Source organism: Congregibacter sp., from assembly GCF_965662665.1.
Lineage (GTDB): Bacteria > Pseudomonadota > Gammaproteobacteria > Pseudomonadales > Halieaceae > Congregibacter.
Genome location: NZ_CBFIIF010000002.1, coordinates 125,429 through 143,150, shown reverse-complemented (window position 1 = coordinate 143,150; position 17,722 = coordinate 125,429). Strand labels below are relative to the sequence as shown.

The following is a 17,722-nucleotide window of genomic DNA, read 5'->3' as shown; positions in this document are numbered from 1 at the left end:
GCAATGAACCTGAATCAAGTGACTCTCCCTGTGAGGGATTTACCGGTAGCCAATGTTTTTTACATAAAACTGGGGTTCACGCAGATTGTGGACTCTCCTCACTACTCACGGTTCGAGTGCCCCGATGGTCATGGCACGTTTTCTCTGTCCCTTGACGAGAACGACTACGCAAATGGCGCCGTCATCTACTTTGAACATGACAAGCTCGAAGATTGGGTCGAGGAGCTTATCGCGAAAGGCATTGAGTTTGAGCAGCTTCCTACCGAGGAGAGCTATCTCTGGACCGAAGCCGTGCTTCGCGACCCCTCGGGTAATAAAATCAAGCTTTATCGCGCGGGAGAAAATCGGCGTTTTCCACCCTGGCGAGTTGAGATCCGCGAGTGATGAGGAGTGTTCAATGACCGACCTTAAACGACGTTCACTGGTGAAGGCCGGAGTGGCATCTACTCTTGCGATGGCTGCCTCGCCAGGCTTGCTACGTGGCGTAAGCGCGGCACCGGGTAAACACAGAGTGGTCGCAGAGCGCCCCTTTGCGCGCATCGTCGAAGTGGGCGACGGCGTGTTTGCCGTAGTGTCCACCCCCCTGGATAGCGATGGGCGTTTCGCAGCGCCTCAGACCCTATGCAATGGTGGACTCATCGTGGGCGATGATCGGATTCTTTCGATTGATGCCTACTATCAGCCCACCGGAGCAGCTTGGGTCAACGAGCAGGCCAAAAAGCTATTTGGCAGACCGGTCAGCGATGTGATTTGTACGCACCTTCATTTGGACCATACCGGCGGTTTGGCGGGTTTTCAAAATGGAGAGATTGGCCCCGAGATATATATGACTGCCGCTACCTGGTCGATGATGGTTGAGCAGTACAGCCGCGCTAGTCCGATAGAGGGATCGCCTTTTCTTGCGCCACCGGCCCGCCTCATGGGGCCGACGCGAGTGATTGAGGATGAGTCGACATCCATATCTATGGCCCTCGGTGGTCGCAGCGTCACCCTATTGCCTCTCTCCGGTCATACGCCGTCGGATCTGGTGGTCCTTGTAGATGATCTGCCCATCACCTTTGGGGGCGATTTGGCCTGGTGGGGACTGTTCCCCAACTATGTGGACGCCGTGCCCTCAGCACTGGCGCCATCGGTCGCGAGGCTCATGTCCGGAGGTTCACGTCTCATGGTGACGGGTCACGGTGGTCTTGTGTCCACCGATGAGATGGAGCCCTACGCTGAATTGATCGGCAGTATCGACACTGCGGCGATGCAAGCGCGGGAGCGGGGATGGTCCGCAGAAAAAGCAGGCGAGGCTTACAGCATGCCTGCGTCGACATCGGATTGGGGTTTCTTCAATCCACGTTATCCCGAACGAGCCATAGCGGCGTGGTTCCGCGAGTGGGGGCTCTCGAGCAGCGGAGTCTAGGCGCGCCCCATTCTTGGTCACGGCTTGGCTTACCAGTTTGGGCGCTCTTTGCTATCGACGCTCAAGGTTGTATATGGATGCTTCGGCGAGGGTTCCCTTGCAGGCGATGATAAAGGCTGCCATGTGCCCCTTGTCCAAATGCGTTTGATGGTCATCTATCGAATGCCACTCTTCAAAAAAGACAAAGTGCAATGGATCTTCGACGTCTGCGAACATATCGTAGCGAATGCAACCTTCCTCAGCGCGCGTGGGAGCGATGAGTTTATTGAGTTCAGCTTCAACGAATGCTTCGTGCCCAGGCTTGGCGCGAACATGAACGACAACGGTTTCGGACATTGTGGACTCTCTTAAACTTATTGGTTTTTTTTATTGTAGCGGGCATCGCATAGCTTCGCTCGGAGTCAAACTTGTATCCCCGGGTGCGCAGCTGCGCGTTAAGATAGTGCGTAAGTTCCCAAGCCTATGAAATACCCAATAAGCATAAGGTAGCGAGATGGATTTTGAAGTACCCGCAGATATCGCCGCGTTTCTCGACGAGATCGATCAATTCATTGAAGACAAGATCAAGCCCTTAGAGAACAGCGACGATAACGTCCGCTTTTTTGACCACCGTCGCGAAGATGCGAGAACCGACTGGGAGAGAGATGGTTTACCCAACGAGCAGTGGGAAGCGCTCCTGAGACAGGCGAAAGATCTGGCGATAGAGGCAGGTATCTTCAACTATCCCTTTCCTGCCGAATTTGGCGGTCGGGATGGCGGTAACCTGGGGATGGCGCTCATTCGCGAACATTTGGCCGCTAAAGGTCTGGGGCTGCACAACGACTTACAGAACGAACACTCTATTGTTGGTAACAACATCGCACTTTTGCTCATGCTGAACTATGGCACTGAGGAGCAAAAAGCGCAGTGGCTGGAGGGCATGACGACGGCACGTCAGGGTTTCGCTTTTGGTATTACAGAGCCCGAGCATGGATCGGATGCAACGCACATGGAAACCGCTGCCGTACGCGAGGGTGATCACTGGATAATAAACGGTGAGAAAACCTGGAACACCGGCGTGCATATCGCCGATGCCGATATGGTGATGGCAAGAACCTCCGGAAAGGCAGGAGATGCTTTGGGTATCACCGCGTTTCTCGTGCCTATGAAAGCGGACGGAGTAAAGATCGAAGAATACCTTTGGACCTTTAATATGCCCTCCGATCACGCCCGGGTGTCTTTCACCGATGTGCGGGTTCCCCATGGCGCAATCTTCGGGGGTGAGGGCAAGGGCCTCATGGTGATTCAGCATTTCTTCAACGAGAACCGTATCCGGCAGGCGGCGTCTAGTTTGGGTGCTGCTCAATACTGTGTGAACGAGGCCGTCGAGCACGCCACGCAAAGAAAGCCCTTTGGTAAGGCGCTAGCCACAAATCAGGCTATCCAGTTTCCCCTGGTGGAGTTAAATGCTCGCTGCGAAATGCTGCGTGCTCTTATCCACAAAACAGCTTGGCTCATGGATCGCGATGGCGCTTTCTCGGTCTCCGATAAGGTCTCCATGTGTAACTATCAAGCCAATCGGCTCTGTTGCGAGGCAGCGGACTTTGCAATGCAGGTACACGGTGGCATGGGTTACTCGCGGTACAAGCCCTTTGAGCACATCTATCGGCATCATCGGCGCTACCGCATTACCGAAGGGGCCGATGAGATTCAGATTCGACGTGCGGCGGGCTACCTCTTTGGTTTTATGAATCAACAGAAACCCAAAGGCGTCCAGTAACACGCATGTGCGACAGTTTTGAAAGCGCACTGGAGATCGTGCTTAAGCGGGAGCTTCCCGAATGCGAGCGTCTGATTTCCTGTGATCAACTCACTGCGGGAGCCAGTCAGGAAACTTATCGATTGACCGTAGATGGCGCCTCAGGGGAGCGAAGGTTTGCTTTGCGACGATCGCCTCCCGCGCTGGACACGGAGTCCGCCGTAGGCAGTATCAGCCTCGACACCGAGGCGCGTCTCTTCCAATTGGCAACGGCGGGGGGTATTCCGGGTCCCAAGGTTCACTACGTTCTGCAGCTGGAAGACGAACTCGGCAGTGGTTTTGTCATGGACTGGCTGAGCGGAGAAACACTGGGTCAGCGTATTGTCCGATCCAAGGACCTTGAAGCGGTGCGGCCACGCCTGGCGAGAGAATGCGGCCAGATTCTCGGGCGAATACACGCTCTGGACTGGGAATCCACGACCTTAGCTAAAGAGCTCCCGAGAGTAAGCCCCACAGATTTGGTGAAGGAAACCTGGCAGATCTACCGGGATCTGCAAGTACCGGTGCCTATGATCGATTATTGCTATCGATGGCTTTTGGATCATGCCCCCCAAGAGTGGCGAACCACGCTTGTTCATGGCGATTTCCGCAACGGCAACCTGATGGTGAACCCTGAGGGAGTGAATGCGGTGCTGGATTGGGAACTGGCCCAGATTGGCGATCCAGTGCGGGACATGGGTTGGCTTTGTGTTAACTCCTGGCGTTTTGGGAACGACGCTCTACCCGTAGGGGGATTCGGTACGCTGGAGGATTTACGGGAGGGCTACCGCGAGACCAGTGGCCTCGACGTTTCTCTCGACGAGATCAAGTACTGGCAAGTATTTGGATCCTTTTGGTGGGCCATGGCGACTCTACAAATGGCCAATGCCTGGCGCACGGGCGAGACACCCAGTCTGGAACGCCCGGTCATTGGCAGACGCTCCTCCGAAGCGCAGATGGATTGCGTAAATCTTTTGATCCCCGGCGACTTCGATTTGCCCGATATGAGCACAGCGGACACAGATGGCACTCAATTGCCTATGCCCGCAGAGTTATTGACGGGCGTGGCGGCGTTTTTAAAGGACGATGTAGCAGCGCAGTTGGAGGGGCGTAGTGCTTTTCTGGCCAAAGTCGCAGCTAACTCCTTGGGGATTGCGCAGCGAGAGTTTCAGCATGGGAGTGCTCTGGCGCAGCGGGAGCAACAACGTTTGCAAACGCTCCTGGGACAGGAGGATGAGCTTGATAAGCTTCGCTGGGAGCTTGTTAGTCGTCTCAGAGAGGGTCTGCCCCTCGATAGTCCCGGACTGGCGACGCACCTGCGGCAGACAGTAGCAGGGCAGTTAGCTATTGATCAGCCGCATTATCCGGCTCTGGGATAATGTCGACGAGATGCAGTTAGTTCGATGTGGCTAGCGCTCTGAGTCAAAGCTTTTTTAAAACATGCTAGTGGAGTTATAGAGATCAATAAGCCAAACGGCACAGGTTTTACACGTATCTTGAACGCGGCGTCGTGTTCTTATCATGGCTTTCGCAGTGCGTTTATTCACGAGTCGGCGTTTCGTCAGGAGCTACTACTGGCGGCGCTGCTGTTGCCTGCGGCGTACTTTTTATCGGCGTCGACCGATCACTTGCTGCTCATGGTGTTTAGTCTGATGCTGATGTTGCTCACCGAGCTTATGAATTCGGCAATTGAGGCTGTTGCTGACGCGGTCACCCTTGAGAACAATCCGCTTATCGGCAGGGCCAAGGATTTGGGTTCTGCCGCGGTGTTTGTGTCTCTGAGTTTCGTGACTCTGGTTTACGGCGAAGCGCTTATTCGTCGGTTTCTGGGGTAATTGCCTAGGCGACTACTTTGCTATTGATGAGGTAGTTAAGTCCTCCTTTGACCGCCGCCACCTGCGCGGCAATACAGTCGTCATCCGTGACCAGAGAGCTGTCGGGGTAGACCTCGGTAGTTGTCACGTAGGGCGCATCAGTAACGCCCATGCACAGTCCCAGACCTATTCCGTCGTAGCAGATAACCCCTTCCTGTTGCAGCGTTACTCCAATGATTTTTCCGTCGATAGACGGAGCGATATGAGTGACTTCTGCTACGGATTCAATGATGGCTTTTTGAAAATCTGGACTCGGACGCGAGCTGTCGGCAACGCCATAAAATCCATCGGGGATGTCCCAGTGATCTTGTGGTTTGGCATCCCGAGCAGCGAGGGCAGGTCGAAACTCTGTATTGTCGGTATCCGTGGTTTCGTGAAGATCAAAGTGAGCCAGAAAGGACAGTCCTTGTCGGTCTAAGTAGCCCATAACCTCAGAAGACTCCTGCGCCGGGCTATCTGCTATGAACGATCTGTTAGGGTCGATGGCCTCGGGGTTCCAACGGTTAATCGTTTCGAAGGCCCAGGGACTGATACAGGGCATCACCAAAAAGTTAAATGCCTCAGCATAGTGCTCGGCCTCGCTCTCCAAAAAACGCAAAGCCCCGAGCACGCCGCTGGTCTCATAGCCGTGGACGCCACCTGTTACCAGCACGTTGGGGAGCTCGCTGTTCCAGTTCCTGGATGTGAGGGCGTAGAGTGGATAATTATTGTCTGCGGAAGACAGCACTCCGTACTGCTCGAGATTAAAACGCGTCTCCAGAGAATGGATCCGTTGCTCAACGAGCTCTGCATAGGAGCGCTTCTGCGTTTGCGCTGCGAGCCATGCGGACTTTTCCGAGGCGCCCCAGGGCACACCAGCTTCGCCAACAAAATAATGATCAGACATGCTCATCTCTAAATCTCTCATTGCTCTATCGCCGCACCATACCTCATGGATCAGCGATGTCTACGCTTTGGCGCCTGCAGCAATGCTGAGAAGCTGTAGCGTTCTGCCGACTTCCATTTTCATGGCTGCAATGATTGCGTGCATGGCGATGAGGCTGTGATTAATCACGGCATCGGAGTTGTCCAATATAAACGCCGTTTGTGCCCGTGCCTTTCGATAGCCATCCTGCTCAAAAGTGCCGAGAATTTGCGTGCTGTACTCGTCGCCGGTTTTTTTCCGCGGAATCGGTTGATAGCCGAGCTCTTCTATTGTGGCTTCAGCAAGCGCCCACACCGACCAGGGGTTTTGTCCCGTGAGCAGTGTGCCATCTCGACTGATCTGCTCAAGATAGGCAGGGCCGGTTTCCACTGTTGCACCGTGCTCGCGCATGCCGTCTTCCAGCAGAAAGGGGAAGATAGACCTGGCGTCGGCTATGAGGAACAGCTCTTCTTCGTTGGTAAAGCCGCTGACCTTTTTGTCTTTCAGTAGATATTCTCCGTTACCCAGTTTGACGTTGACCAGGGCTGCAGGGCCGTGACAAACCGCGGCGATCACTTTTCCATCGTCGTGAAGCTCCCTGACGATGTTCTGTATGGGCTGGCTTTCGGGAAAGTCCCACATAGCACCCTTGCCGCCCACAAAGTAAACCGCTGCGTACTCTTCGGGGTTTACCTCTGCGATGGGTAGGCTATGACGGACTTTTGCAGCGGCGACAGGATCGTTGAGGAATGCGAAATCAAACTCTCCCATGTCCTCGTCATCGATGACCACCGGTGGCTCGCCGCCTTGGGGGCTGGCGATATCCACGGTGAAGCCGTTAGCACTAAACACATAATAGGCCCGGGAGAGTTCTGTGAGCTCATAGCCCGTGGTTTTTCCCGAGTCACCCATGACGTCGGTGCTTGTGACCACTGCGAGTATCTTGCCTCTCGATTGAGTAATACCGCGTTCAAGATAAGCCAGATCGCCGGGTGTCGTGGCGCTTGGATCTGTAGCCTGATCAGGCAGCAGTAAGCTTATTACCCACGCTCCTGCGGCAAAGACGCATACGATGCTCAGCGCCGCGCCTAACAGTATTTTCTTAATCATGATGTCTTGCCTCTCCAATTTGATAGGTGAAGGCTAAGAGATCGCAGGTCAAATCAAGGTGAAATTTCCAGACTAACTGTAAAGGCTTCGGCATCAGTGTCGGTCGTAACCTTCCAGTTGAGCCGGGCAGCGATACGTTTAACCAGAAAAAGACCCTGCCCCAGTCCGGGGCTATCAGTTTGTCTATTACGAGGGAGCATGGGGTCGTCGACAGCCTCGATGCAAATAGGGTTGCTGAACACCAGCTTACTGTGACTCACCGCAATACTCATGCGGGGCTCGCTGGCGTAGCGCAAGGCGTTCTCTATGAGGTTGCCAATGAGTAGCGTGAGTAGCTGAGGGTTGCCTTGTAGTTCGTAGTCATCAGCAATCGACAGGTCGATCGAAAAAGTCGCGTTTTCGAGTGCCCGGTGCTGGCTCAATATGACTTCTTCTACGAGGGGGCGGAGGCGCAGTGACTGTAGCGTCAATGACTCTTCTCTGGCGAGCGCAAGCAGGACAGAGACCGTGCTCTGCATGTGCTCCACCGCATGGCGAAGCTGTCTCGCATCCTCAGCGCTCGGCTGTCGATCTTCCATGACCGTCAGCATGTTCTTAATGACTGTGAGTGGCGTACGGAGTTCGTGGCTGACGTCCCGGGTAAAGTGCGTCTCCCGATCCAGGGCATCGCTGAGCTGTTGAAAGCTATTCTGTATGGTGTCGGCGAGATAGCCGATTTCATCGTTCTGACCCGCCGCGCTGAGTCTTTGCCCAGCTACACTGCGCGTCTGGTCCGATTGGTCGCTGTGCATAAGCGCGACTTCTTCACTGAGGCGCATGATTGGCCGGGTTGTTCTCTTCGCGATGCGATAGGCCAGCCATAAAGAGAGGGCAAGGGTAATGATGGTGAGCGCCCCCAGAAACGTGAACAGCCCTCGGGAAAAGTTACTGACGGCGAGTAATGGTGAAACTTCGGCAACCAGAAGCGCCTCCAACTCTTCGCTAAGGAAGACGAATCGCACGTGGTAGTGACTATCGTCGGGAGTGAAGATTTCCTGACTCTGCGGATTGTCTCGTAGTTGCTCTCGCACAGGAGTGGGGGCCTCTTCAAGACTGCGATACAGGACCATGTAATCCAGTCGTGGTGTAGGCCACTGCTGTGACTTCGCGTAGCGCTCCTGGAGATAAGTCACTTCTGCGCCGAGAAGCCTATCGATGATTTCGTCTTCAGTGATGTAGGCAAAGAGGAGAAGCAGTCCGAGGTAAACGACGGTGAGTCCCAAGGTCAATCCGACGAAGGATCGTGTGACCTGGCGCTCGATACTGGGATTCTTAGACATTAGCGAGGTCCAGTTTGTATCCCACGTTGGTAATCGTTTTGAGCATGGGTGCCTCAAAGGGTTTGTCCAGCTCGCTGCGTAAACTGTATATATGCGACTTGAGGGCGTCGCTGTCCGGGGGCGTATCTCCCCAGATTTGATGTAGGAGCACTGACCGAGCCACAGGGTTTGGATAGGCTTGCGCCAGCTGTACCAATATTCTGAATCCGATGGTGGTTAGTGTCAGGGCCTGCGTTTGTCGCCACGCCAACTTTTGTGTGATGTCGATGCGCAGCTCACCTAATTCAAGCACTTTGCTCTGGTGAAGTTCATTTCTCTTGGCCAGCGCCTGGCAGCGCAGCACGAGTTCGCGAAGATCAAAGGGTTTAGTGAGATAGTCGTCTGCCCCTCGACCAAAGCCATCGGCCTTCTCTTCAAAACTGTCTCGCGCGGTGAGCATAAGAATGGGCACGTTGGTCTCTGCGCTACTTTTGATGCGCTCACAGACGACGGTGCCATCTATGTCGGGCAAGTTAAGATCGAGAAGCACCACGTCATAGCAGTGTTCCAAAGCCAGCATCAGCGCATGCTTGCCAGTGCTGGCGTGATCTACCTGCCAGCCATGCCCTTCCAAAAAGTCCGTGACCTGCCGGGCAATGGGAAGATGATCTTCTACCAATAGAACAGAGAGTGTTTTCATGGGAGCTTAGACCGTGGCCCCCAGATTGATGGCGGCGAGGGTGATACAGGTGAGTACCCAGACTACTAGGTCGCGCCGCTCCAGGAGTACATGCGTGGTTAAAATTGCACCGATGGGTGTCGCGAAGGCGTAGACAGATATCAGGGTGATCGCGACGTCCTCCAGGAAGTCTATGGGATGCACGCTGATGCCTTGAGAGCTGAGCTCCACTGCCTCAAGTAAATCCAAACCGGTAAAAATGATGGTGAACCACAGACCAATCTATAAATAGAGCCAGGCTTCGGCGCGGGCGCGTTTGCGAAACGGCGCTGTGAGCAGTCCCAACAAAGGCCGAAAAAAGAGCGTGAGCGGCCCTCCGAGATCGTTAACGTAGTAATAGAGTCGAAGCCGGTGGCTCCAGCGATCAAAGTTTCGCAGCACAGGAAGAGTCGCCAAAGCATTCCAGCGAGCACCCAGAAGCGTAATCGCACTCAGGGCCACTATGGCGATAATCGTTTCAAAGTTACCCGAAGCCGATGACACGGCGCCGACGCTGATACCGGCCAGGAATAAAACCACAACATCACCGTAGAGTCGTGAACGCCCTTGGTGCTTGTTTATCCAGGTAGGCTGTGGCGGGAGAACCATGCCGCGACTTGGCGGCATGAACGACAGCGCTCTCGGGGGTTGCCCTGCTTGTTTTCGCGTGGACTGATCCTCATTAAATGAGCGCAGCATCTTGTGCATGTAGAAAGCGTCAAAGAGCCACCACAAGAGCCCGCCGCCCACAGTGAATGCCATTGCCAGAGCCGTTGCCGGTCTATCCAAATAAAAGCGATGGCCACCCACCAGGCCGGTGAGAGCCCAGAAAACCCAGGCAACTTGCGGACGCTTTAGCGGGTAACAATAGAGGTCTTCGAGTACCGCGCGGGAGAAATCGGCATCCCGACGCGGGCTTTGTGTCTCCACTCTTTGCTAAAACGGTTTAAAGCTGAGACAGAAGGGGCAGTACCATCATGACCAATCCGGCAACGCCTACGCCCCACACCAAACTGCGCAGATAGGGTATACCGACAAGATAAATGGGCAGGTAGGCAACCCGCGCCCAGAAGAAAATCGTTGCGCCACCCAGGACCGCTTCGGCACTGCCGGCTGCCTGAGCAGTCAATGCAAGGGGAACAAACAAAATCAGCGCTTCAATGGTGTTCCTCGCCGCTCGCTCCGCGCGTCCTCCCAAGGGAGTGGCTTCGGGTAGATCATCGCGATTGCTTAAACCTGCTTTGAGCCCTTCGGGTGTCCATTCACGATTTCGTAAGAAGGCGCCAAGCATAATGGCGAGGAAGGTGAGTAGGGTCATGTGCACTACGATACTGAGTAAAGGTGTCATGCGGCTTCTCCATAGTGTTATTTGATTGAGCGAACGTTGTTGCAGGCGGTAGCGCTGCTTAATGGTGACCCAGAACCCTCTACCAGGGCAATTCTTTGCCAGCGTAGGTGAGCAGTCTTCCGCTGTCCTTGGATGTCAAATTGTCGATCACGGAGATCATTCCTGCTATGGATTCTTCGGTTTGAATATCGGCGCCGTCCCCTCCCATGTCCGTAACAACCCAGCCCGGGTGCATGGCGATAGCGATGACGTCTTTGTCTTTGAGGTCGACGCTTGTGGTGCGCATGATCGCGTGGAGTCCCGCTTTTGAGCTGCGGTAGCTATACAAGCCGCCGCTGGTGTTGCCGCCAATGCTGCCCAGCGTGCTGCCCATACCCACAATGATCTTACGTTCGCTGGCGGCCACATGCTCGGCAAAAGCTTGAATAAGTAACGCGGGAGCCACTACGTTGATATTCATGACGCGCTGGAAGTCTTCCGCATTGAAGGTTCCCAGTCCCGTTCGCTCCGCCATGACGCCTGCATTTAAGATCAGGACGTCTATGGCGATCCCCTGGAGTGTGTCAGCCAGGGCTGCTATGGCTTCGGCGTCGCTAACATCCAGTCTATACAGCGTTATGTTGGCGTTAGCGGTTTCCAGCGCTTTGGCCTCTTTTGCTGTGTCCGGATCTCGATAGGTACCAATCACCGTCCAGCCTGCCTCGGCATATTGACGAATGAATTCCAGTCCGAGACCGCGATTTACGCCGGTAATGAGAACAGTAGCCATAAGAACCTCCCGTGCATAAAGATGAAGACGCACCCTCCAGTACTTGCCCTGTCAGGTCAAGAGCTCGCTTACAAGACCATACCCAGCGCGATAGGCAGAATCAGTAGTGACGCCAGATTGCCGATGAGCACGATAGCTGCAACCCGCTGAGGATCTTGCGCGTAGCGCTCTGCAAACAAGAAGTTCATCACCGCCGGGGGTAGAGCACCAAATACGATGAGCATTGCAGTGTCGCGTTCGTTGAGTCCGAGCATGCGGGAAAACCCCCAGGCCAGGAGCATGCCAAAAATAGGTTTGAGAAATGCGCCCACAAGCGGAGCGCTAAGGGCATCGAAGCGAACCTCGCGCATACGCACGCCCAGAGCAAAGAGTAAGAGAGGGACAGCGACATTGCCCATGAGTTGCAGGGCATCAACCAGCGGCGGCCAAATGGGGATCTGCAGGAGGGAGATACCCAAACCAGCAAACACCGCTAAAAGAGTGGGGTTTCGCCACAGGGTTTTAATCTGTGCATCTCGATCGAGCATGTGCAGCCCCACGGAGAAGTGCAGAACGTTGGAGACGCTGTAGAGAATCACAGCAGCAGCTAAGGCGTCATCACCCCAGGCCAGCACCGCCAGCGGAATACCTATATTTGCGGAATTGTTAAACATCATGGGCGGGACGAAGGTTCGCCAGTCCACTCCCAGCGCCTTGGCGAGGGGACGAGCTAGGAGTCCGCTGCACAAAACGATGAGCGCAGCTCCGGCCGCCAGACCCGCGTAGCGCGAGGGGTCAAAGCTTTTGCTCATCATCGCCCCGAGAATCAAGGCCGGCACAAACACATCCATGTTGAGGCGATTGGCCACCGACATCTCGGGGTTGTGCTTTCGGCCGTACCAAAATCCTGCGACTACGATCGCGACGATGGGAAACAGAATGCCCGCTATGCGGGCAAACATGGCAACGTCAAACATCGAGGGGTTTGTGTCCACGTCTAAGTTAACGTTGGCTCAGGCATTGAAAAGAATAGAGCGCTTACAGCATGCCACTGAGACGTTGGCGAACCATATCTTCGGCATTGCTCATGATGCGGCTGATAAGTTCTTCGCAGGTCGGAATGTCGTTGATGAGACCTGCAACCATTCCGCAAGACCAGGCACCGCAGTCAACGTCGCCATCGAGCATGACGCGGGGGTAGACACCGGCAACCTCGTTAGCAATGTCTCCAAATTCCAGATCCTTGCCTCGGGCTTTTTCCGTAGAGAGAATTTTTTCCACCGCAGGATTGTTCAGGACGCGCTCGGTATTGCGGAGAGGGCGCATCACCAGGCGTGTATCCAGCTCAGTAGCTTGCAGGATTGCCTGCTTGACGTTGTCGTGAACCGGCGCCTCTTTGGTCGCCAGAAATCGCGTTCCCATGTTCATGCCCTCGGCGCCCATCGCCAAAGATGCCACCAGTGACCGCGCGTCAGCCATGCCGCCAGAGGACACAAAGGGGATTTCCAGTTCATCATCGGCACGCGGTAGAAGGATCATGTTAGGAATATCGTCTTCGCCCGGGTGGCCACCGCATTCAAAACCATCAACAGACACTGCATCGCAGCCAATTTTTTGTGCTTTAAGAGCGTGACGCACGGCGGTGCACTTATGGATTACCTTGATGCCAGCCTCTTTGAGGGCGGGCAAATACTCCACGGGATTGTTCCCTGCCGTTTCGACGACCTTGACACCTCCCTCGATGATCACCTTGATGATGCCCGGGTAATCCGGGGCATTAACCACCGGAAGAAAAGTCACGTTTACGCCAAAGGGCTTGTCGGTAAGCGATTTACAGCGGGCGATTTCCTTGGCCAGATCCTCGGGCGTCTTTTGCGTGAGCGCGGTGATGATTCCCAGGCCGCCGGCATTCGACACCGCAGCCGCCAGTTCAGCGAAGCCTACGTAATGCATGCCACCCTGAATAATCGGATGTTCAATACCAAACATTTCGGTAATGCGTGTTTTCATGGACAGGTTACCTCGGGCTCAAGTTATTGTTGGCTGATTAAGAGGGGCGCTATGCTGATTTATCCGCGAGGCTTATGCAATCGGTAGTTCCATACCTTAATGCAGACACGGCGAGGAGCTCGCGTAAACCGGGGATGGAGCGGATCTTGGCTTAGACGTACTCCGAGACAAAAAAAGCCCCGCCTACACACGTAGACGGGGCTTCAGCCTTAAAGCCTGCGAGTGTTAGTTACTCTCGACCAGCGTCACGCCAAAGATTGCCGTAGTGCCACTTACCTCGTTACCGACGATCAGTAGCGGCTCGCCGCTGGGGCTATCGGCCGCCGCGACAAACTTGATGGACTCGGGTCCGAGGTCGCCTGCCGCCGAGAAGTCACCGGCATCGACGAGAGCCTCGATGTCGACAGAAAAGTCTCGCGTATTGATGTACTGCACAAACTCTGCTGACTGTGGGTTGCTGATGTCGTAGACCATAATGCCGCCTACGCGCTCCAGGCCTATGAAGGCATAGGTGTTTCCACCGATGGCGGCCACGGCGACAGCTTCGGGCTCAGGTCCCTTGTCATCGGAGCGGTTATCGCCTTCGTTTTCGTCATTGGTGGCATTGAAACCTTCGCCGAGCCGTTGGGCGGTGATCAATTCGAAGTCACTGCCGCTATCGAACACCAGGGCACCGGTGCTGCCGTCCCAGATTGAGAAAGAGCGTGCTCCGTAGCTGTAAAGCGCTTCATAGGTACAGCCGGCATCGGGTTGCCCGGTCGTCGCCAAGTCGCTGCAGCCACTTACGCCCTGGTCAACAACGATCTTGATACGGCCAAGGTTTTCATTCTCCAGCAGCGTCTCTACGTCCGGCGCAAAGCGGCTGAGGTTGGCAAGGTCAACGGTGGCACCGACATCCAGAAAGTCTCCCGCACGGATTTCGTCGAGGTAGTGAAAGCAATCACCATCGTCAAAATCAAAGCCGCCCTGCGCCGTGCAGTCCGCTTCATCGCTCGCATCCGTGAGATATTCTCGCGCGTCGCCTTCGTTGGCAGTTACCAGATAGGTGGTTCCGGCGTAGTCATAGCTGGTGATCGTGTCAGGCATGAACAGACCGCGCAGAGGCCAGCTCTGAAGATTGGCACCGCCATCCCGGTTGCTCGCATCCAACTCGTTACCGATGAGGCCGTGATCTTTGTAGCCCAACCCCAGCACCGCCGAAATCTCGGCGCCAGCGATATCAACAACCGCCACGGCGTTGTTCTCCTGCAGGGCAACCCAGGCAGTGCTGCTGTCGGAGGATACGGTGACGTACTCCGGCTCAAGATCTTGCGCGACGCTCCCGGCTTTTGCTGAAACTCTCACACCGCTACCCAGAGACTTTGTGCCGCCGCTGTTGAACGCGGTGAAGTCCAGCATCGTGACGTTTGCCTGCATGACGCTGGATACGCCGCCAGACACATCGATAAGGCTGACGCTACCTTCGGGGTCGACACTGTAGTCGCCGTTGGGCTCGCCTTCGTTGGCTACCAGCACGCTATTGCCATCGGGGGTAAAAGTCACCATATCCGGGAGTGCGCCAACCTCTACCGCTGACAGGAAGGTACCGTCCGTTTGGTAGAAAGCAATGTAACCATTGTCCTGCTTAGTATCTGCTTCTATCGCAACCGCGAGTGCACCGCCCGAGACAGCCACACTGTTTGCAGCTCCTAATGCTGAAGCATCGGCCAGATCTGCAATGGCGCCGGCAACATCTGCAGCTACGTCCAGAGAGGTAGCAAGGCTAGGCGTTGAGGGCGAGCTAATGTCGATTACATCAATCTGTCCGGAGTTAGCATTGACCACAAACGCTTGCTCAGTGGCGGGATCATAATCAACGATCTCCGCAGCAGATTCGTCGAACTCCCCGGTCTCATAACGACCCAAAAGGCTGAGCGCGATGGTGCTCGCGGAGCCGCCGGAGCCATTGGTGCCGGGATCGCCTGCGGGTCCCTGAGGGCCGGCGGGTCCTGCGGGGCCCTGGGCGCCGACAGCACCATCGGCGCCGTCGTCACCATCGTCGCCCTCACAGCCGGCGAGTGTTAATGGTCCTATAAGAGCTAAACTTAATAGAAAGCGTTTGTATGACATGCGTTGACTCCCTTCAATGCGACCCGTCTCGGGCAGGATTTAAGAGGGTAAGCGTGTGGCAGTTGCATGACAGATTGATGAAGCTAATGCTTCCAAACGATGACGTTTTTGTGACGCTTCGGTGATAACGTGGCGTTCTTTAGATTCGGCTGAATAATGAGTAAGTCTATGAAGATTTCTGCAGCGCTTAGATGCTCCATTGCTCTGTGCCTGGTGGTGTTCGCTACCGCCTGCACTCCAGATAACGGGACCACTGTGGACCCGGAGTTCGCGCGGCTTAGCGAGCGCGCCAAAGCAGTTGAAATCATTCGAGATGACTTTGGCGTTCCACATATTTACGCAAAAACCGACGCCGATGCGGTGTTTGGACTTTTGTACGCTCAGGCAGAGGATGACTTCCCCCGCGTGGAGCGCAACTACTACTGGGCCATCGGGCGACTCGCGGAGGCCGAGGGAGAGTCCGCGCTTTTTAGTGATCTTCGTGCACGCTTATACATGTCCACCGACGAAGCAAAGGAGGCTTACGCTCAGGCGCCGCCGTGGCTTCAGCAGTTATGCAATGCCTTTGCCGACGGACTTAACTATTATTTAGCGACTCATCCCGACGTGACGCCCAAGGTGCTGACGCGCTTTGAACCCTGGATGCCAATGTTCTTTTTTGAGGGATCGATTGGCGGCGATATCGAACAGATTCCCTTGGACGGTATTCGGGCTTTTTACGGCGAGGGCCGGTCCGTTGACTTGGCGGCGATGGAGAGCGCTAGAGATCCTAAGCTGGGCTACGAGCAACATCTGGGATCCAATGGTTTTGCTATAGCCGGCGAGCGAACCCGTTCTGGCAACGCGATGCTGCTCATCAATCCCCATACATCGTTATATTTTCGGGGTGAAGTACATGTGGTGAGCGAAGAGGGGCTCAACGCTTATGGCGCCGTAACCTGGGGACAATTTTTTGTTTACCAGGGGTTCAACGAAAACACCGGTTGGATGCACACGTCTACCGGCGTCGATTTTATGGACGAGTTTGTCGAAGAGATCGTTGAGGGCGCAGATGGCAGCTTGATGTATCGCTACGGAGAAGAGTTGCGACCTGTCGAAGTCTCACAAGTGACCCTTCGCTACAAAGATGGTGACGCGATGGGCGAGCGCAGTTTTCCTCTTTATCGAACCCATCATGGCCCCATTACCCATATGCTCGACGGAAAGTGGGTCGCAACGCGCATCAACTGGGATCCGGTTACTGCGCTGGAACAGTCCTATGTGCGCAGTAAGAAGGCCGATCTCGAAGGCTTCAATGACATGATGGACCTGCGTACCAACTCTTCAAACAACACGGTTTATGCAGATTCCTCAGGAAACATCGCCTACTACCACGGCAATTTTGTTCCCCGACGCGATCCCCGTTTTGATTTCTCAAAGCCCGTCGATGGGAGTAATCCCGCCACTGACTGGCTTGGCCTGCATACGGTGGATGAGATTGTGACGCTGACCAATCCCGCTAACGGATGGCTGCAAAACTGCAACTCCACACCCTTTACGGCGGCGGGGGAATACAGTCCTGCTCAGGAGGACTATCCGGTGTATATGGCGCCTGATGCAGAGAACTTTCGCGGCATACATGCTCAGAGGGTATTGAAGGATGTTTCCGATCTTACGCTGGACGGACTCCTGGAGATTGCTTACGACAGTTATCTACCGGGTTTTGAAGAGCTGATTCCCGGTCTTGTTGCTGCCTTTGACGCCGAGGGAGAGGACTATTCCGAATTGGCGGCGGCGATTGATGTGTTGCGAGACTGGGATCTGCGCGTGAGTGCAGATTCGGTAGCTATGTCTCTGGCCTATTTTTATGGCATGCAGTTTCGAGCCGATGGTGACAATCCCGACGGTCTCAGGCGTATGGCGTTGATCAATTACTTTGCCACCGAGTCGTCCTATCAGGAGCGTCTCGCGGTCTTCGCGACGGCAGTGCGTCGTCTGAAGACGGACTTTGGTCGATGGGAGACCCCTTGGGGTGACATCAATCGGTTCCAGCGGCTGTCGGGTGATATGAACCTTGCCTTTGATGATGAGCAGCCGAGTCTGCCCGTGGGCTTTGCCTCTGGGGACTGGGGCGCCCTCGCTTCGTATCGAGCGGTGCGCCGAAATACAAAACGGCTCTACGGAGTGTCCGGTAACAGCTTTGTGGCGGTGGTGGAGTTCGGGGATAAAGTCCGCGCTAAAAGTATGCTTGCGGGCGGTCAGAGCGGTGATCCTGATTCGCCGCATTTTTACGATCAGGCACAGTCTTATGTGGACCGTGATTTTAAGGACGTGGCTTTTTATCGAGAGGACGTGGAGGCGCGGGCAGTGCGTCGCTATCATCCGGGAGAGACTGCCGAAAAGGCAGTAGATTAAGCAAGCAGCGCCTGACCAAGTACT

General features: G+C 55.0%; 18 protein-coding genes. 6 read left to right on the top strand and 12 right to left on the bottom strand.

Annotation, left to right across the window (positions count from 1 at the left end; translation table 11 throughout):
- Nucleotides 1–3: 3 nt before the first annotated feature.
- Nucleotides 4–384 (top strand): VOC family protein, encoded by a 381-nt coding sequence (locus ACTG39_RS01790; RefSeq protein ID WP_439105803.1) that lies wholly within the window; start codon nt 4–6, stop codon nt 382–384.
- A 13-nt stretch (nt 385–397) separates the two neighbouring features.
- Nucleotides 398–1,408: an MBL fold metallo-hydrolase gene (locus ACTG39_RS01785; RefSeq protein WP_439105802.1), complete on the top strand. Its 1,011-nt coding sequence runs from the start codon at nt 398–400 to the stop codon at nt 1,406–1,408.
- A gap of 51 nt (nt 1,409–1,459) precedes the next feature.
- Here the strand turns inward: ACTG39_RS01785 and ACTG39_RS01780 are convergent, their stop codons facing one another.
- On the bottom strand, nt 1,460–1,744 hold the full coding sequence (locus ACTG39_RS01780; RefSeq protein ID WP_439105801.1) for a putative quinol monooxygenase: 285 nt from the start codon (nt 1,742–1,744) through the stop codon (nt 1,460–1,462).
- 157 nt (nt 1,745–1,901) lie between these two features.
- Between ACTG39_RS01780 and ACTG39_RS01775 the strand changes: the two genes are divergently transcribed.
- From ACTG39_RS01775 to ACTG39_RS01765, 3 genes are all read left to right on the top strand, one after another.
- Nucleotides 1,902–3,167, top strand: coding sequence for an acyl-CoA dehydrogenase family protein (locus ACTG39_RS01775; protein ID WP_439105800.1), 1,266 nt, complete (start codon nt 1,902–1,904; stop codon nt 3,165–3,167).
- Between the two features lie 5 nt (nt 3,168–3,172).
- Complete coding sequence (locus ACTG39_RS01770; RefSeq protein ID WP_439105799.1) at nt 3,173–4,564, top strand: phosphotransferase family protein; 1,392 nt, start codon at nt 3,173–3,175, stop codon at nt 4,562–4,564.
- Between the two features lie 117 nt (nt 4,565–4,681).
- Nucleotides 4,682–5,020, top strand: a complete 339-nt coding sequence (locus ACTG39_RS01765; RefSeq protein WP_439105798.1) for a diacylglycerol kinase — start codon at nt 4,682–4,684, stop codon at nt 5,018–5,020.
- Nucleotides 5,021–5,024: 4 nt separating this feature from the next.
- On the opposite strand, the gene ACTG39_RS01760 is transcribed toward ACTG39_RS01765, so the two are convergent.
- The 11 genes from ACTG39_RS01760 to ACTG39_RS01710 all read right to left on the bottom strand — a co-directional run bounded on the left by ACTG39_RS01760 (nt 5,025) and on the right by ACTG39_RS01710 (nt 15,304).
- Nucleotides 5,025–5,945 carry a M14 family metallopeptidase gene (locus tag ACTG39_RS01760; RefSeq protein ID WP_439105797.1) on the bottom strand — a complete coding sequence of 307 codons (921 nt, stop codon included), beginning with the start codon at nt 5,943–5,945 and terminating at the stop codon, nt 5,025–5,027.
- A gap of 60 nt (nt 5,946–6,005) precedes the next feature.
- The gene (locus ACTG39_RS01755; protein WP_439105796.1) at nt 6,006–7,073 is read right to left on the bottom strand and encodes a type 1 glutamine amidotransferase domain-containing protein; all 1,068 of its coding nucleotides are present in this window, start codon (nt 7,071–7,073) and stop codon (nt 6,006–6,008) included.
- A 53-nt stretch (nt 7,074–7,126) separates the two neighbouring features.
- A complete protein-coding gene (locus ACTG39_RS01750; RefSeq protein WP_439105795.1) occupies nt 7,127–8,392 on the bottom strand; it encodes a sensor histidine kinase in 1,266 nt (421 codons plus the stop codon).
- The gene (locus ACTG39_RS01745) at nt 8,385–9,071 is read right to left on the bottom strand and encodes a response regulator transcription factor (RefSeq protein WP_439105794.1); all 687 of its coding nucleotides are present in this window, start codon (nt 9,069–9,071) and stop codon (nt 8,385–8,387) included. The genes ACTG39_RS01750 and ACTG39_RS01745 overlap by 8 nt, the downstream gene beginning before the upstream one ends.
- A gap of 6 nt (nt 9,072–9,077) precedes the next feature.
- On the bottom strand, nt 9,078–9,281 hold the full coding sequence (locus ACTG39_RS01740) for a hypothetical protein (RefSeq protein ID WP_439105793.1): 204 nt from the start codon (nt 9,279–9,281) through the stop codon (nt 9,078–9,080).
- A gap of 51 nt (nt 9,282–9,332) precedes the next feature.
- Nucleotides 9,333–10,019, bottom strand: a complete 687-nt coding sequence (locus tag ACTG39_RS01735) for a TM2 domain-containing protein (RefSeq protein WP_439105792.1) — start codon at nt 10,017–10,019, stop codon at nt 9,333–9,335.
- Between the two features lie 16 nt (nt 10,020–10,035).
- Nucleotides 10,036–10,437 carry an MAPEG family protein gene (locus tag ACTG39_RS01730; protein ID WP_439105791.1) on the bottom strand — a complete coding sequence of 134 codons (402 nt, stop codon included), beginning with the start codon at nt 10,435–10,437 and terminating at the stop codon, nt 10,036–10,038.
- Nucleotides 10,438–10,516: 79 nt separating this feature from the next.
- Entirely contained in the window at nt 10,517–11,206 is a 690-nt protein-coding gene (locus ACTG39_RS01725; protein ID WP_439105790.1) for an SDR family oxidoreductase, read from the bottom strand.
- A gap of 68 nt (nt 11,207–11,274) precedes the next feature.
- A complete protein-coding gene (locus ACTG39_RS01720) occupies nt 11,275–12,162 on the bottom strand; it encodes an AEC family transporter (RefSeq protein WP_439105789.1) in 888 nt (295 codons plus the stop codon).
- A 61-nt stretch (nt 12,163–12,223) separates the two neighbouring features.
- Nucleotides 12,224–13,195, bottom strand: a complete 972-nt coding sequence (locus ACTG39_RS01715) for an NAD(P)H-dependent flavin oxidoreductase (protein ID WP_439105788.1) — start codon at nt 13,193–13,195, stop codon at nt 12,224–12,226.
- Nucleotides 13,196–13,420: 225 nt separating this feature from the next.
- Nucleotides 13,421–15,304, bottom strand: coding sequence for a choice-of-anchor I family protein (locus tag ACTG39_RS01710; protein ID WP_439105787.1), 1,884 nt, complete (start codon nt 15,302–15,304; stop codon nt 13,421–13,423).
- Nucleotides 15,305–15,472: 168 nt separating this feature from the next.
- Here ACTG39_RS01710 and ACTG39_RS01705 point away from each other — a divergent pair, with 168 nt between their 5' ends.
- Nucleotides 15,473–17,698: an acylase gene (locus tag ACTG39_RS01705; protein ID WP_439105786.1), complete on the top strand. Its 2,226-nt coding sequence runs from the start codon at nt 15,473–15,475 to the stop codon at nt 17,696–17,698.
- Nucleotides 17,699–17,722: the final 24 nt, after the last annotated feature.